The following is a 16917-nucleotide window of genomic DNA, read 5'->3' as shown; positions in this document are numbered from 1 at the left end:
CCTCATCGGTGTATTCAAAAACTTGGATGTACATCGAATATAAAGGGCTGGGAGCTACTTTTCAAGAGGTCTTTTCAATTATTTCATAAATTTATTCAAGCACTTCAACCAAATGTTATCGGATGCCACTTCAAGTTGTAGCTTAGGCAACACTTTCTTTGACCGAATCTCCCTGCTTGCGCACAGGCTTCATACGTGATATAAGCTTTTTCCCCCAACGGATACCGGGCTGTTCAATCCACGAGTAGGTAAACCAAGATAGTCCGATGGTGACTAGCAACGTCATGATAAACATAAGTGTGAGGCTGACTAGGGGAGCAAAAGGTATTTTAACCTGTACGATTAGTCCCAGAGCCAGCATATGCGTTAAATACATGCTGTAGCTAAGGCGGCCGATCCATGACCATACCCGATTAAGCAGCCATATCGGCTGCCAGTGATACAAAGCATACGCTCCCAGCAGCAACCCGACACCTATGAGAACATCGGTCATGCCTTCTAAAAATGAAAATAGCACAGAAACAAGCAGCAAACCTCCACTGACTCGGTCTATACTTTTCCAATGCCGCTCGTCTTTCCAAATGAAAAACAACAATATACCTAGCCCAAAGACAGGCAATTGATTCGGAAACCATAAATACAGATAGTGCCCCCATAAAGAGTGATCACTAATCCATGGATATTGAACACTTACCGTATTTAGCCCCAAGCTTACCACAAGCGCCATCACGACAAACCACGTCGCATGGCGGACGGATCGGATCAGCTTAAATAATAGAGGGATAAACAGATAAAACATACATTCCACCGCAATGGACCATTCCACACCGATAATGCTGTTGATCCAGTACGGATTCAGACCATTCAAAAACAGGACATGAGCTGCGATATTGGCGGCAGTGACTCCCTCCTGATCCCCAAGCCAAAATCGTGGACCTGTCCCGTTCACAACTAAATAGATTCCTAACATCACGTAATACAAAGGAGCAATCCGAAAAAAACGACGCATCAGGTAAGCTGAAATTCTTTCACTCTTGTTACCCGAACGTCTGCTTAAGGACAAAAATAGCGTAAAAGCGCTGGCCATATAAAATAAAGCGACACCTTTGGCTCCTATACTCAAGCCTTTTTGCAACCAACCGTTTAATCCGTCCACATGCTGGCTGACATGCACAAGTAAAACTCCAATAATAGCCAGCGCCCTTAGCGTATCTACAAATTGCAGCTTGTCATCTTCCATTTTCCCCTTAGCTTCGGGCATCGTATCCCTCCATAACAGCCTCAAATGATACATTTTGTATCTATAATACACAAAATGTATCACTAAAGTAAATATCCTCGTTATGCAAAAAAACACCTTCCGACCGCAAAGAAATGCGGCCAAAAGATGTTCATTTTGTCATTTGTTTAAATGAAAAGGTACGGTCGTTACGATCACGTCTTTATAATTAATTAAATAAGCTCTCATCAGTAAGCTGGTCTGATTGTGTAGAATATTTTCCCACCAGTGCTTGGTGATGAATTGTGGAATGAGAACAGTGATATGGTCCTCGTCTGCTTTTTTCCACTCTACTGTATCGATGAACTTGCGAAGCGGATTAATAATGCTGCGATAACGGGATTTCAGTACGACCAAACGTATACCGACATCCCACTCTTCCCATTTCTGTTCCATTTTGCGAATTGCATCATCATCCACACCCACATATACGGCTACCACATTGTCCGACAAGGTTTTGGCATAGCTGATCGTATTCATGACGACTCGCGTAATGCCTGCCACCGGAATAATAATCGTATTGCCTTTCACCATAGGTTTATCCTTGGTAATATCAATGCGCAGTTGTTCAGCCGTATTTTTGTAATGCCTGTTGATCTTCATAAAGAAATACAGAACCAAAGGCAGGAAGATAAAGACTACCCACACCTGGCTAAACTTGGTGAAGATAAAGATGAGCGTAATCGACAGCGTGGTCAGCATCCCAACCGTATTAATAGCAAGTTTGACGATCCAGCCTGGCGGTTTGAGCTTGATCCAGCGAATCATCATACCAAGCTGTGAAAGGGTAAACGGGATAAATACCCCTACCGCATAAAGCGGGATCAGATTTTCTGTGTTGCCGCCAAATACGATGACCAGCAATGCCGAGAAGATACTCAGAAACAAAATACCATTAGAGTATCCGAGCCGATCTCCACGAACCATGAACATGTGCGGCATGTATTTGTCCTTCGCGAGCATAAAAGCAAGCAATGGAAAGGCCGAATAGGCTGTATTCGCCGCCAAAAACAAGATGAGCGCCGTCACGCCCTGAATGATGTAATACATCACACCGCGCCCGAAAGTGGCGTTCGCAATTTGCGAAATGACCGTTTCATGCGGATTAGGACGAACACCGTACCAATAAGCCAGCAAACTGATTCCGATAAACATACACCCGAGAATCAAACCCATCATCATTAGTGTAGTTGCTGCATTTTTGGCAGCTGGCTTGCGGAAGTTCGGAATGGCATTCGAGACAGCTTCTACCCCAGTTAACGCCGAGCAACCCGAGCTGAACGCCTTCAGTAACAGGAACAGGCTGACGTTGGATACCGTAGCTCCAAATTGCGGTGCTGCAGCATGAGCTCCCCCTGCCACGTAATGAATGATACCGCTAATAATCAAAACAAATATGGCAACAACAAATAAGTAAATCGGTACAGCCAGCACTGAGGCAGATTCTGTTACTCCGCGCAAGTTCATAATCGTCAAAAAGATGATCATAATTAGAGCAATGGCGATCCGATGATCATGTAACGATGGGAACGCCGATGTAATGGCATCTGTACCTGCTGATGAGCTAACTGCTACCGTCAGAATATAATCGACCAGCAAAGAACCGCCTGCAATCAGACTCGGACTCTTTCCCAAATTGTCCTGTGCAACAATGTACGCTCCTCCGCCACCAGGATAGGAAAAAATGGTCTGTCTATAAGACAGGATCAGAATGATCAGCAAACCCAATACCGCAATGGATATAGGAATGGAATACCATAGGGCAGCAAAGCCGGCTGTAATTAAAACCAGCAGAATTTGCTCCGTTCCATAAGCTACAGAGGATAAGGCATCTGAGGACAGAATGGCCAGTGCCTTGAGCTTATTCAGCTTCTCATCTTCAAGGGCCGTCGACTTTCGCGGACGACCGATTAATAATCTTTTGACTTTGCTCAGCATTTCGTTGACTCCTTCTTTGGATGAGGGTTTTGCAAAAGAATTATGGATCTTATGTTTATTATGTCACCTGCACATCAGATTGATGAAACAAATGAACTATTATTTTATACTCCCTCTTCCTGAAAAAAACAATAAGGAATGCTCCCTAAAAAGAGCATTCCCGAGTAAGAAAGAGCATTTCGATAAAATACCTTTATGTATACAGTAATTTGAACCTTTCCGGGGTAATTCCTTCAGCTCGGCGAAAAGTTGCCACAAAATGACTGGTATCTCGGAAGCCCACTCGCTCCGAAATCTCCTTTACTGTTAATTGCGGATATTCCGCCATCATTTCCTTGGCCTTCCGCAGCCGAATCACAATCAGATAAGCATACGAAGTCACACCAAACGCTTGCTTAAATAATGTATTTAAATGACGGGAGCTGACATTCATCATAACTGCCATATCGCCTAGACCCACATCTGGACTGGCATAATTTTGCTCCATAAAGGCCAGTACAGGGGTTAATCGTTCCACATTATGGGATAGGGAAGGCATCGAGCTATGTTGTCCATGTTTACGCAGCAGAGTCAGAAAACGATACATATTGGCCGAAGCATCTAATCCAGACAAATCACGTTCACTAACCATGGAATGAAGCATCGTTTCCCCAAAACTGTGCAGCTCGCTATCCGGGTCCCAATGATACCCACGCGTATGCTTCAACCCCAGTGCAGTCAGTACAGCAGCGGCGATGGGGCCGTCAAATGTAATGTATAACGTTCGCCATACCTTGGTCGCCCGTCTGTATGCATGGGATTCCCCAGGTAGCAGCAGAACTCCAGACTGCTCCCCCAGACGAAAGGTCCCCCCTTTAAATGTAAACATCCCTTCACCAGACACCGTCTGAATCCAGTGAAAGCACGGATAGCCCTCTGGACGGGACACATCTTCCTGCCTGCTGTTAAATCCGATACTTTCAATAAAAAGGGGTAAAGAGTGCTCACGCGTAGTCAGGAAAAATCGCAAATGATGGGGAGTTAAAATCATAAAAAGCACCTCCGGCGTATGCGGGTATGTATTTCTCATGTAGATCCATATTGTTATATACACGTTCATTTTATTATATTTAAAAGCAGTTATTTGTATTATAAGATAGAATTATTCTTATATACAGAGGTGATTGGCATGATAAGCAGTAAACTACCTAAAGTATTTTACGGTGGAGATTATAATCCTGAACAATGGGATGAGGCCACGCATCAGGAAGATTTACGGATGTTCAGGCAGGCAGGGATTGATATCGCCACGGTCAACGTATTCTCATGGGCCAAAATTCAATCCGACGAAATCACATATCATTTTGAATGGCTGGATCAATTGATTGACAGTCTTTATGAAAGCGATATCTTCGTTTGTCTAGCTACTAGCACGGCAGCGCATCCTGCTTGGATGGCTACTCGCTACCCCGACGTTCTCCGGGTGGACGCTGACGGACGGAAGCGGAAGTTCGGTGGTCGCCACAATTCTTGTCCGAACAGTCCTACGTATCGAAAATTTGCGGAGCAGATGGCTGGCCAACTTGCAGAACGATACAAAAACCATCCCGCGATCCTCGTGTGGCACGTGTCCAATGAGTACGGTGGGGATTGCTATTGTGATAACTGTGCGGCCGCATTCCGGGTGTGGCTCAAGCAAAAATACGGATCACTGGAAGAGCTAAACCGGGTGTGGAATACTTCCTTCTGGGGTCATACCTTCTATGATTGGGATGAAATCGTGCCACCAAATAATTTGAGCGAGCATTGGGGAGAAAATCACTCCTCCTTTCAGGGCATATCCCTCGATTATGCACGTTTTAATTCAGACAGTATGCTGGATTGCTATCTGCTGGAATACAACGCGATTAAAAAACATATTCCCCATGCCGTGATAACGACCAATCTGATGGGATTTTTCAAACAACTGGACTATTTTAAATGGGCTAAGCACATGGATATTGTATCTTGGGATAGTTATCCTGCGGCTAATACCCCGCCAAGCTATACCGCGATGGCACACGATCTGATGCGCGGCTTGAAGGATGGGCAACCCTTTATGCTGATGGAGCAAACACCGAGCCAGCAGAACTGGCAGGCGTATAATTCGCTTAAACGGCCCGGCGTTATGCGGTTATGGAGTTATCAGGCAGTCGCGCATGGCGCGGACACGGTCATGTTCTTCCAACTTCGCCGCTCAATCGGCGCATGTGAGAAATTCCACGGGGCTGTTATTGAGCATGCCGGGCATGAGAACACACGTGTATTTCGCGAGGTGGCACAGCTTGGCAGTGAGCTTGGCGCATTAGGCAACACGCTACTTGACGCGACCGTCAATGCCAAAGTAGCCATTTTGTTTGATTGGGATAATTGGTGGGCATTGGAAAAATCAAGCGGTCCTTCTGTCGCCTTGAAATATGTGGATCAGGTGCATAAGTATTATGCGACCCTCTTCCGGCGCAACGTACAGATAGACCTGATTTCCGTTGATGCAAATTTCCAGAAATATGATCTCATTATCGCGCCTGTACTCTACATGGTCAAGCCAGGTACCGCCGAGAAGCTGGAACAATTCACAGAGCATGGAGGCACCTTCGTAACGACCTTTTTCAGTGGCATTGTAAATGAAAACGATTTGGTCACAACCGGAGGATATCCTGGTAAACTGCGTAACTTGCTCGGGATCTGGGTGGAGGAAATTGACGCGCTTCTGCCGGAATCATACAATCGCATTGTATTAAAAGAAAAGGTGGGCGTATTACAAGGTGAATATCAATGTGGTCTGCTCTGCGACCTGTTGCATAGCGAAGGTGCCGAGGTGCTGGCGGAATACGGCGATGATTTCTATCAGGGCATGCCAGTGCTGACACGCAATCGTTTCGGTCAAGGCGAGGCATGGTACGTTGCTTCAGATCCTGAAGAGACTTTCCTTGATGGCCTGCTGGGCTACATTTGTGAGCAAAAAGGGATTCCATCCCTGCTGCGCGCTCCTGCGGGTGTAGAAACCACTGTACGGACCAAAGATGGAAAATCATATCTGTTCATTCTGAATCATAACGCCCAGACGCAGCAATATCATCTGGATGATCAGAAAGGGAATGAGCTAATCAGCGGTAAATACCTGGAAGGAGATATTTCTATTGAAGGCTACGGCTTTCAAGTACTGGAGCTATCATAATCACTCAGATTTGACACATACAGTTCACTTTGCTGCATGAGTATAATCTAGGTATCAAAGGAGTTCATCATGAAACGACTGCTATGGATCGGCAGCTTGTCTTATTTTTTAATCGGCCTGGCACACGTGGTTGTAGGCTCCCTACTGCCTGTGTTGTTAGAGCATTACGGTAGAAACTATACGGATGGCGGTAGTCTAATCTTCGCTCAATTTTCCGGTTTTCTGGTTGGAGTCCTGCTGTCACCGTGGCTTGCCCGAAGTTTCGGCAAACGCCGAAGTCTGGTATTCGCCCTGCTTTTGCTGTGCGCGGCTGAAGTGCTATACTCATTGCTGCCGCCTTGGGATTGGCTATATGTCGTCGGTGCAGCAGCGGGGTTTGGCTTCGGCATGGTAGAAACACTCATTGGCACGATTATTATCAGCGGTATTACTCAAGGAACGGGCGCGGCGATGAGCCGTCTGGAAGTCTTTTTTGGGATTGGCGCTTTGGCTATGCCCGCTATCGCCAGCCAACTTATCGCTCTCGGTTGGTGGCGATTGGCCTTTCCCATCATTTCCATGTTTGCAGCCGTGACCATTATAGCTTGGTTGCGCGGGTCCTTCGGCCCGCTGGACGCTGTATTGGACCCACAGGAACACCGAGATAACAGCCTTAAGCGTTCGACTAATTCACTGAAGTCACCCACGGAGAAGGCTTCTGAAGGTAACCCTATTGGCAATCGGAAGCTACTTACACTATTTATCATCTTTTTCTTTATCTATGTAGGAACAGAGATGAGCCTAGCTAATTTCCTGCCCTCCATGTTCATCGAACGGCTGGGCCTCACTCAAGCGGAGGCAGCACTCAGTGTCACCTGCTTCTGGCTAGCAATGGCTACCGGACGGTTGTTCGCAGGAAGTATTGCTGATCGGTACGGCTATGGTGTCTTTGTAGCCCTAAGCTCGCTGGCGGCGACCGTGCTGCTATGCGTGTTCCCACTGACCAAGGGAACTACCGTTGCCTTTGTCCTTATCACACTGCTGGGGCTGGGCATGTCGGGCATTTTTTCCATCGCACTTGTTTTTGCCAGCAAAATGATGCCAGGCACCGAAGAATCTACCACCAGCCTGCTTATAGGCGCAGGTGGAGTTGGGGGAGCTCTGCTGCCTTTATGGCTCGGAAATAGCATGGATCGTGGTGGAGCAGTCTCATCGGCGTGGTTGCTGGCAGGCTTCACATGTATCCTGTGCCTGCTTGGGGGCATCTTGTACGCCCTATATGTGCGCAAAAAGCGGCTTCAAACCGCCTCATCATGATATACACCTCTACTGGTGCCTTTGTCTGTCCTTGGTTGTCATCCAAGTGCACATTCAAAGGTGCTTTTTTTACATACTAGACGAATGTACCTTGTACAGTAGCCTGTTTTTAGTCAAAATAGATCGTTTCCTATGAATCACAGGACAGATATCCATGCCTCCTCTAGATGAATGGAGTAGTATACAACAAACCATATGGAGGTGTTTGTATTGGGTCATCCTGAATTAAAACGAAAAAAAGGCCGTAAAAAAAATGTTTTTGTCCGTGCCTGGTTTGATAAGTTAGAAAAAAAGTTTGATGAGAAGCCCCCAAAGAGAAAAGGCCGCTCGAAAAGAAAGTGCCACTCGAAAAGAAAGTGCTTTTGTAAGGAAATCGTCGTCAAAAAGCAAATCGTCCGTGTAAATATCCCTCAAGATGTTTTTGGTGCAACGGGTGCTCCTGGAGCTATAGGTGCAGCAGGTAACGTAGGTGCAGCAGGTAACGTAGGTGCAGCGGGTGCCGTAGGTACAGCTGGGGCTGTCGGGGCTGCCGGAAATGTTGGCGCAGCGGGGGCTGTGGGTACTGCGGGCGCCGTTGGGGCTGCCGGAAATGTGGGTGCAGCGGGGGCTGTAGGCACTGCGGGTGTGGTAGGACCGGTAGGACCAGTAGGACCTGTAGGACCAGTAGGACCTGTAGGACCTGTAGGTCCTGCGGGCGTTGCTGGATCAGTAGGACCAGTAGGTCCTGCGGGCGTTGCTGGACCAGTCGGCCCTGTAGGTCCTGCAGGCGCGGCAGGTGCTATCGGTCCAGCAGGTCCTGCGGGTGCGGTAGGTGCCACTGGTGCTACGGGTACCGCTGGAGCGATGGGGGCCACCGGCGCTACTGGAGCTACTGGAGCCGCAGGTGGAATAGCACAGTTTGGTTATATTTACAACTTAGGTGCTCAAGTCGTTCCGATAGAAGCGGATGTCATTTTCGATACGAACGGTATACTTACACCTGGTATTACACATGCTCCCGGCACTACACAGATTGCAGTAACTGACGCGGGGATCTATGAAGTTAATTTTTCAGTATCGGGTGTAGAGCCAAGTCAATTCGCAATATTTGTTAATGGAACCCTTGCTGCGGGAACCATATACGGCTCAGGAGCTGGCACACAGCAAAATACAGGGCAAGCCATCATCGCTCTGGCATCCGGTGATGTTCTTACCCTGAGAAATCATAGTTCTGCCGCTGCGGTTACCCTCCAAACTTTAGCTGGAGGTACCCAAGCCAACGTAAACGCTTCTGTGGTTATCAAAAGATTAAGTTAGATCTGGAAACATCCCGTTTATTTTACTACTAACGGCTCATTTGTTCAGATCAAACATCAGCTTGTTCCCGCTTGGGCCAATGACAGAAAATCTATTCACTTCTTCATGGATTGCAACCATGGAATTTCCTTAAAACCCCTGTCGCTTGAGCGGGAGGAGAGGGGTTACCTTCTCCATTCCATACATTACTACCAATCTCGATTCTTGTTCCAATGGGCAGTCATCATTACAGTCCACTTCTATAGCTTAAAACGCCATAATAATACCTTTGTCATTGGCATACATTGAACTAATCCCTCTGGTGGACACAATATGAATATCTTTAAATTGATAGCGTTTCTTCAGCGCATTCATTAATTTTTCCGCCAGCCCAGGATTATTGCAGTGAGTAATGACAATGCTCTCTCCTTCGGTAGCCCGGCCACTTTTTTCAATAGTATCTGCCAACTTTTCGATAATTTGATTCTGGCCGCGTGCTTGAGTAAAAAATGCGATATTACCGTCACCATCCGAGCCTAAAATAGGCCTGATATGCAAGAGTGAAAGTATCTTTCCAGTGATTTTATTCATCCGCCCGTTCTTAACCAAATTATCCAGATTTTCTAAAACAAAGTAGGTTTTCATCTTGCTGATAAAGCTCTCTAAGGAAGAAATAATTTCGCTTTTATGATATCCCTCGTCAATCAACTTGCGCAGTTTTAGAGCTAACAAGAGCTGTCCAGCCGAAGCGCTTTTCGAATCAAATACATGAACATCCGCCCCCTCTTCTTCCGCCATATCTTTTCCTACCAATGCACTGGAATACGAACTGGACAGGTTGCTGGATAATGTAATGGCAAAAGAAGTATGCGCACCTTGAAAGGCTTCCTTATATAGCATAGGTGACGGTGATGCGGATCCTATTTTGGTTGTACAGGCTTTCATTTCTTCCATAAACTGAGGTAAGTCCAATGTGTCATCATCTACAAAGCATTTATCTCCCAGCGTCATATTTAACGGGATCGTAGTAATCTGCATCTCTTCTCTAAGCTCTCTCGTTAAATCACAGCAACTATCTGCTATTATTTTATATCTCACCCGGTACACCCTCACATTATGTTATTTTTCAATAGAACGAGCGTTCATAGTACTCAAAGAAAGCTCAATTAACCGTATAAATTCCTTCACATTCTTCTCACCCAAACCTACTACAAGCGCTTCAAAATAACCTTCAATTCTCTCTTGCTTCTGTCTGATCAAGGATTCACCATCTACTGTGAGCCTTACACACATTCGTCGTCTGTCATGCTCTGACATTTCCATAGTCACATAGCCTTTTTTCCTTAATCCCGTAAGCGCTGCCGTAATTCTTGATCTGGATACATGCAGATCATCGCTGAGCAAGGAAGGATTAACTTCATCATCCCGATGCTGAACTAAATATTGAAGCACATGGTTTTCCCCCTGAACAAGCTCCGTCAGGCTACTGAATAATTCCATGTCATAAATCCGGTTAACGGATTCTCTCAATTCGTCCCTTAGTTCATAATCTTTCATAGTGAACCTCCGCAACACACATAATACATACAGTTAACTATTAATACTATGTACTATAATGAATTGCCCACGATAATAACAATGAAATATTTGTGAATTTTTATACTTTATCCCCCCCTTGAATGTCCAGTAACAGGAGGTTTTATACCGTGGACTGTGAGACACCCAGAGGAGACAACAAGGAGTGTTTTATTTTATGAGGTTCTGGAAATGTGTTATATCATAGAATTTCAAGGAAAAGGGGGATTTGAGCAGCTCCAAATGAGATTGTTGTTTGGACTATATTAGAGAAGTATTAACATTTACAAGAAAAGGCCAACCACTAAATACGGGTTGACCTCATCATTTAAAGACTGTCTTACGTTTCTAAGAGAAAATGAACTGACTTTACAGCACCGTTTTAACCGTATCTTGGACTTGCTTTAGCAGCCCTTTATAGCCATCTTCATCAAGGTAGCCGATACTTCCAAGCAGCAAGTGACCGACGGATTCAATTCCAACGAAATCAAAAATTCCCGTATCGGATGTGATCTTCAATCCTGCGGTCATACCGATTTCATCGTAGATTGCGTTGGGAGTACCATGTGTATTCACGATAAAACCTTTTTTACCTGTAAGCAGCTTATTAATCCCTTCCGCACCAGCCGTATATGCAAAGCCGTATGCAAATACACGATCAACGTAACCTTTCAGGATAGCCGGAAGACCTGTCCACCAAATGGGAGAAATAAAAGTAATCGTATCCGCTTGTGAGATGTATTCCTGCTCCAATTTAATATCAGCCGGAGTTTGCCCTGCTCTCATAGCGGCAGTATCCTCAGGTTTTAATACAGGTTGAAAATTAAGGGCATAAAGATCGCGTACAACGACTTCATCACCTTTTTCTTTCAAGGTATTTACAACCGTTTCGAGTATCGCGTGATTGAAGCTTTCTGCGTTTGAGTGAGCATAGATAATAAGATGTTTCATTTTAATAACCTCCAGATGTTTTATTGTTATTTTGATATTAATATTAATATAGATATCTATACATTTACTTAAAAAAATTTATAATCTGTTTTTGACATGCTCCAGCAAATATTCCAGTTGTTCTTTTTCTTCATCTTTGAGACCACCATAGATGGTTTCTTGTAATCTATTGGAGATCATCTCAAATACAGGCTCTATCTCTCTTCCCTTATCGGTCAGAAATATCAGGGTAACTCGGCTATCCTCCCTTTCTTTTTTTCTTTCGACATATCCCAACTTCACTAGCTTGTCGATCAAGACAGTGACCGTGGGTTGCTGACGAGAAATTTTTTGCGTCAATTCCTTAATGGAAAGCCCGTCGTTTTGATAAAGGAACATTAGGATTCCGCCATGAGTAGGAACAATCCCTTCAATTCCATTCGATTCGAGCTCAGACACAATCAATTTATTGATCGAGTCTCTAATGGTTCCTATCAGTGCAGCTGCATTATTTTTTAACATACAAACATTATTACATAGATATCTATATATATCAAGTATTGATACCAGTCTGAACTAAAAGCAAATATGACTTAATCTATAATGTTTCATGATGGACTACTATCGCAGCCGCATAAAAAAGCCAAAATACCAAAGTTCCTTACCTGACTTTGAGTATTTTGGCTTACAGTGTTTATTTATGAAATAAAGAGGTATTCGAAGTATGATATGTTTTAGTTGAGCGTTTGAAGTACCTCAGGTGTAAAGGTTTGAAGATCATGAATTCGGCCTTCACGTATTTTCGTAGCCCATGCAGGATCGCCCAGAAGCGCACGCCCAACAGCTACCAGATCAAATTCATTGTTGTCGAGCCGTTCCAGAAGTTCATTAATATCTTGGTGTCCTGCCCCTTTCCCTTCGATATAACTTACAAAATCCTCATCCAGACCTACAGAGCCAACCGTAATCGTAGTTTTTCCAGTCAGCTTCTTCACCCATCCGGCAAAGCTCAAATCGGAGCCTTCAAATTCAGGTACCCAAAAGCGACGTGTCGAGCAATGGAAGATGTCCACGCCCGCTTCTACTAATACATTCAGGAATTGCTCCAGTTTATCCGGTGTATCGAACGGCTTTGCGTTGTAATCATTCATTTTCCATTGGGATAGGCGCATGGCAATAGGGTAGTCAGGGCCAACCTCAGCACGAATAGCTTCCACAAGCTCAATGGCGAATTGAGCACGTTTTATGATATCGCCACCATAGCGATCCGTACGTTGGTTCGTTTTCTCCCAAAAGAATTGATCAACCAGATAGCCGTGCGCTCCGTGAATTTCAACGCCGTCAAAGCCCAGTCGTTTCGCATTCGCAGCTGCATCGACATAGGCGCGAATGACCTTGACAATTTCTTCTTCTGTCATCGGCTCGGTCACTTTATTGCCTTCCAGATCCAGCCCCGATGGACCAATCGATAGCGCTTCGGGATTCGGCTGAGATCCCAAAGGACGAGCCATCCCCATATGCCAAAGCTGTGGGAAAATTTTACTACCAGCTTCATGAACCTGTCTGACCACTTCAGCCCAACCGTTTAAAGCCGCTTCCCCATAAAAATTAGGTATCCTCGGCTCACTTGTTCCAGCCGGATGGTCAATCACTGCGCCTTCAGTAATAATAAGACCTACATCATTCTCTGCGCGACGGCGATAATAAGCGGCTACATCCGGTCCTGGCACACCATTTGGTGAAAAAGCGCGGCCCATTGACGGCATTACAATACGAGTCTGTAGGGTTAGATTATGAATGGTATAAGGTTGAAATAAAGCTTCTGTTGAATGAACATTTTGCGGTTGATTACTCAAGGATTGTACCTCCTCATTTTCTTTTATTCTTTTAAAGGATTATATATAAGGCTCGTGCATCATCAAACGGGGTGCAAGTGAAATGTTAGCAATGTTTAATTTATCATTCAACCGACAAAATGTTCATTCTGTTGCTTAACCAAAAGGGTTATGAAATTGTTGTATATCTAAATTCACTTGTTGACAAAACAACACATGTTTATAATGGGGGAATCATTTGATTTACCTGAAAGGAGTGTCTTTAGGATGCCTGGTGTAACTTCACCCAACCCAAACGATCCTCGCGTCATTCGAACACGTAGATTAATTCTCGACGCATTCGTTGACCAATTAAATAAGAAAGACTTCTACACGATTACGATCAATGACATTACCCAAAAAGCCACCATTAACCGCGCCACGTTCTATGCACATTTTCAAGATAAATATGCACTGCTTGAAACCCTTTTGTCAGATGCATTTTTGGAGTATGTTATCAAGAGGATTGATGCTGAGGCACGTTTGTCGGAGGAGATCATTCAGAAACTTATTCTTTCGTTATGTGACTATCACGACTCAAGTAACCAATGCGTTCATAAATATAATTCAGTGGCACCGATCCTGGAAGAACATATTAAGAATCAATTACAGCAATTCATACTTCAACTCATAACAAGAGAAGCCAATAATACAGACCAAAGAACGTTAGAACTTGCCGCGACCATTTTAAGCTGGTCCATTTATGGTGTAACCTTTCGCTGGAATGTGGAAGGAAAAAAAGAGTCTCCTACAGATTTAGCCGAGAGAGCTGTGCCTTTAATCTTCAATGGGGTTGTCTTATCTCTAGTCTCACAAATCTCTTAGTAGAAAATGCGAATAAAAAGGGCCGTTCCCAGTATACTTCGATCAGTTCCTGGGACAGCCCTTATAGTATTTAGTAAAATAATTGCCTCTTTTATTTAAAGAATTTTCTTAAACATCTCGATAACTTGTTCTTTGCTAGGTATAAACGGATTGCCCGGAGCGCAAGCATCCTTCATTGAGTTCTCGGCAAGCAGATCCAAATCCACTTCATTTACACCTAGTTCAGAAAGTTTGGAAGGAATCCCTACTTCCTTCGACAGGTCTTTGATTCTTTGGATTACATAGTCTGCGCATTCCTTATCCGTTTTCCCCTTATCTTCAAAACCGATGGCTTTAGCGATGGCACGAAACTTCTCCGGTACATGCTTGGCATTCTCCTCCTCCACGATTGGCAGCAGCATGGCATTACAAACACCATGAGGCAAATCGTAAACGCCGCCAAGCTGATGCGCCATCGCATGAACGTAACCCAATCCGGCATTATTAAATGCAAGTCCTCCCAAGAAAATAGCGTATACCATTTGCTCACGCGCTTCTATATCATGACCGTTTCTCACTGTACGAGCTAAATGTTTAAAAATAATTTCTACTGCTGCCAAGGCAGTTGCATCCGTTACAGGATAAGCACCTGGCGTAACCAAAGCTTCAATGGCATGGGTCAAAGCATCTAGCCCTGTAGCTGCCGTTAATGCGGCGGGTTTATCTACCATCAGTTCAGGATCATTTACTGAAATCGTAGCTACACTATTCTTATCAACCATAACCATCTTGACCTTGCGCTCTTCGTCCGTAATGACATAATTGATCGTGATTTCAGCAGATGTTCCTGCTGTGGTATTAATGGCGACAATAGGAAGCGATTTATGCTTGGATTTATGAACGCCCTCATACTCGGTTATATGTCCCCTATTGGTGGCAATAATGCCGATTCCCTTAGCCGTATCCTGTGGTGATCCTCCGCCAATCGAAATTAAAAAGTCACATTCATTTTCTTGCAGAAACTGAACACCATCATGTACATTTTTACAGGTCGGATTTGGTTTTACTTCATCGTATACCGCATAGTTCAATCCAATATCATCCAGCAAAGATGTAACCTTGCCTGCAATACCACTCTTCATCAAAAATTTATCCGTCACGACTAGAGCTTTGTTTAAATTCAGTTCTTTTATATACGGCCCAACTTCTTGCAAACAGCCTGTTCCCATAAGATTGATAGATGGTACAAAAAATACATGTGCGCTCATATAAAATCGGCCTCCTAAAGGATTCACTTCTTGTTGCCTCGCTAAATATAAGGGTATTTCTCAAAAGTGAAATATTTCACATATATAATGTTATCTTTATTTTATTTTGGTGTCAACAATTAAACACAGATATTTATTGGTTTTATTTTTGTTTGTTTACGTTTTTCGAATCAGTCCAATATTTGGTACACAACTAATCGGAGGAAGCCTCGTACAACTTAGATGAACATATTCACAATGAGGTGATGACAGCATGACAATCAACAAGAAAGCATTGCTAGCTCTGCTAGCAGTATCACTGCTCCAAGCAAACCCGTCGTATGCGAAGTCGGTACCGCTGACTCCGGTGACGACCGTTTATGTAGATGACCGCCCACTTCAGCTTGCTGCCCAGCCGCTGCTGCTAGAAGGAACAGCGCTCGTCCCGATGCGCCAGTTGTTTGAGGCACAAGGAGCCGAGCTTTCCTGGAACGCATCCAGCAAAACCGTAACAGCTACCAAAAATGAAGCGGTGCTGACCTACCGTATGGGGGAACTTGCTGCCACCTTAAACGGCAAAACGCTGTCCCTGAATGTTCCTGGACAAATTGTTGAGGGCAACACAATGATTCCACTACGTTTTGTGAGCGAGGCACTTGGGAGCACAGTGAAGTGGGATGCCCTGACCCGAGCGATTCGGATTGTCTCCAGTAACGATTTTTTTACAACGGTTCTTTCGGGAGTCAACCTGCGCAGCAAACCGGATTCGTCGGGAGCTTCCCCTTCCCTGCGGCTTATTCCAGCCAACGAAAAGGTTCATGTCATCCGTGAGATCAATGCCCTCTGGCTGGAAGTGCGCACTAAAGACAACCTGACCGGATACATATCGGCTAAACCCAAATACAGCGATTATACCAGCTCATCCCTGGTGGAACGGCAGGGAGATGAACTCATCGCCTACGGAGAGAAATTCCTTGGTACTCCTTATGAATTCGGCGCAGCAAGCGGCCAGACATCGACCTTTGATTGTTCTTCTTTTGTGGGGGAAGTGTTCCGACATACGCTCTCCATCGACCTCCCCCGTGTCTCTTACGATCAGGCTAAAGAAGGCCAGAAGGTCGGGCTAAACGAGCTACGTAAAGGCGACCTGCTGTTCTTCAGCGCACGCGGCCTGGAGATCGGCCATGTGGCTATTTATGCAGGGAACAACAAATTGTTGCATACATTCTCCAAAGAACGTGGCGTTCATTTTGACACGCTTGATGGTAAATGGCAGAATCGTTTCGTAACAGCCCGCAGGCTGTTTTAAGACAAACTGGATGGCTAATAATAGCGGGCTATTCCAGTACCACATTCAATATTTTCTGTTTGCATTTTTGCCGGACGCCTCCCTTGCGGTTTGCGTTCAGGTGGCAAAAGGTATTGATTCGTTCCCATTGTTCAACAAGTAATTCGATCCTCTTCTCTAGCACTTTCTCTCAAAATCTTGGATCTTCCCCATCA

The 16917-nt window shown here is 44.8% G+C and carries 14 protein-coding genes; 5 read left to right on the top strand and 9 right to left on the bottom strand.

Annotated features, from left to right (window positions below):
- Positions 1 to 142 precede the first annotated feature (142 nt).
- The 3 genes from MKY98_RS09960 to MKY98_RS09950 all read right to left on the bottom strand — a co-directional run bounded on the left by MKY98_RS09960 (position 143) and on the right by MKY98_RS09950 (position 4247).
- Positions 143 to 1261 carry an acyltransferase family protein gene (locus MKY98_RS09960; RefSeq protein WP_069011385.1) on the bottom strand — a complete coding sequence of 373 codons (1119 nt, stop codon included), beginning with the start codon at positions 1259 to 1261 and terminating at the stop codon, positions 143 to 145.
- 138 nt (positions 1262 to 1399) lie between these two features.
- Positions 1400 to 3217, bottom strand: a complete 1818-nt coding sequence (locus MKY98_RS09955) for an APC family permease (RefSeq protein WP_029514744.1) — start codon at positions 3215 to 3217, stop codon at positions 1400 to 1402.
- A gap of 193 nt (positions 3218 to 3410) precedes the next feature.
- Positions 3411 to 4247: an AraC family transcriptional regulator gene (locus MKY98_RS09950; RefSeq protein ID WP_029514745.1), complete on the bottom strand. Its 837-nt coding sequence runs from the start codon at positions 4245 to 4247 to the stop codon at positions 3411 to 3413.
- A gap of 138 nt (positions 4248 to 4385) precedes the next feature.
- On the opposite strand from MKY98_RS09950, the gene MKY98_RS09945 reads away from it, so the two are divergent.
- The 3 genes from MKY98_RS09945 to MKY98_RS09935 all read left to right on the top strand — a co-directional run bounded on the left by MKY98_RS09945 (position 4386) and on the right by MKY98_RS09935 (position 9005).
- Positions 4386 to 6413 (top strand): beta-galactosidase, encoded by a 2028-nt coding sequence (locus MKY98_RS09945; RefSeq protein ID WP_029514746.1) that lies wholly within the window; start codon positions 4386 to 4388, stop codon positions 6411 to 6413.
- Between the two features lie 69 nt (positions 6414 to 6482).
- Entirely contained in the window at positions 6483 to 7709 is a 1227-nt protein-coding gene (locus MKY98_RS09940; RefSeq protein WP_069011384.1) for an MFS transporter, read from the top strand.
- Between the two features lie 555 nt (positions 7710 to 8264).
- Positions 8265 to 9005: a BclA C-terminal domain-containing protein gene (locus tag MKY98_RS09935; protein ID WP_397376022.1), complete on the top strand. Its 741-nt coding sequence runs from the start codon at positions 8265 to 8267 to the stop codon at positions 9003 to 9005.
- A 246-nt stretch (positions 9006 to 9251) separates the two neighbouring features.
- Here the strand turns inward: MKY98_RS09935 and MKY98_RS09930 are convergent, their stop codons facing one another.
- From MKY98_RS09930 to MKY98_RS09910, 5 genes are all read right to left on the bottom strand, one after another.
- Positions 9252 to 10082, bottom strand: coding sequence for a DegV family protein (locus MKY98_RS09930; RefSeq protein WP_039274794.1), 831 nt, complete (start codon positions 10080 to 10082; stop codon positions 9252 to 9254).
- 21 nt (positions 10083 to 10103) lie between these two features.
- Complete coding sequence (locus MKY98_RS09925) at positions 10104 to 10541, bottom strand: MarR family winged helix-turn-helix transcriptional regulator (RefSeq protein ID WP_069011383.1); 438 nt, start codon at positions 10539 to 10541, stop codon at positions 10104 to 10106.
- A gap of 387 nt (positions 10542 to 10928) precedes the next feature.
- Positions 10929 to 11510: an NAD(P)H-dependent oxidoreductase gene (locus MKY98_RS09920; RefSeq protein WP_069011382.1), complete on the bottom strand. Its 582-nt coding sequence runs from the start codon at positions 11508 to 11510 to the stop codon at positions 10929 to 10931.
- A gap of 78 nt (positions 11511 to 11588) precedes the next feature.
- Positions 11589 to 12011, bottom strand: a complete 423-nt coding sequence (locus MKY98_RS09915; RefSeq protein WP_039274799.1) for a MarR family winged helix-turn-helix transcriptional regulator — start codon at positions 12009 to 12011, stop codon at positions 11589 to 11591.
- 212 nt (positions 12012 to 12223) lie between these two features.
- A complete protein-coding gene (locus tag MKY98_RS09910) occupies positions 12224 to 13345 on the bottom strand; it encodes an NADH:flavin oxidoreductase (RefSeq protein WP_069011381.1) in 1122 nt (373 codons plus the stop codon).
- 246 nt (positions 13346 to 13591) lie between these two features.
- Here MKY98_RS09910 and MKY98_RS09905 point away from each other — a divergent pair, with 246 nt between their 5' ends.
- Positions 13592 to 14188, top strand: coding sequence for a TetR/AcrR family transcriptional regulator C-terminal domain-containing protein (locus MKY98_RS09905; protein ID WP_029514753.1), 597 nt, complete (start codon positions 13592 to 13594; stop codon positions 14186 to 14188).
- Between the two features lie 95 nt (positions 14189 to 14283).
- Here the strand turns inward: MKY98_RS09905 and MKY98_RS09900 are convergent, their stop codons facing one another.
- Positions 14284 to 15435, bottom strand: a complete 1152-nt coding sequence (locus MKY98_RS09900) for an iron-containing alcohol dehydrogenase (protein WP_069011380.1) — start codon at positions 15433 to 15435, stop codon at positions 14284 to 14286.
- A gap of 253 nt (positions 15436 to 15688) precedes the next feature.
- Here MKY98_RS09900 and MKY98_RS09895 point away from each other — a divergent pair, with 253 nt between their 5' ends.
- Positions 15689 to 16723, top strand: a complete 1035-nt coding sequence (locus MKY98_RS09895; RefSeq protein WP_029514755.1) for a C40 family peptidase — start codon at positions 15689 to 15691, stop codon at positions 16721 to 16723.
- The last annotated feature ends 194 nt before the right edge of the window (positions 16724 to 16917 follow it).

The sequence above is a fragment of the Paenibacillus sp. FSL M8-0228 genome (assembly GCF_038007385.1).
GTDB classification, from domain to species: Bacteria; Bacillota; Bacilli; order Paenibacillales; family Paenibacillaceae; genus Paenibacillus; species Paenibacillus polymyxa_D.
Note: the sequence above shows the minus strand (reverse complement) of the source record. Positions and strands in the feature narration are given on the sequence as shown.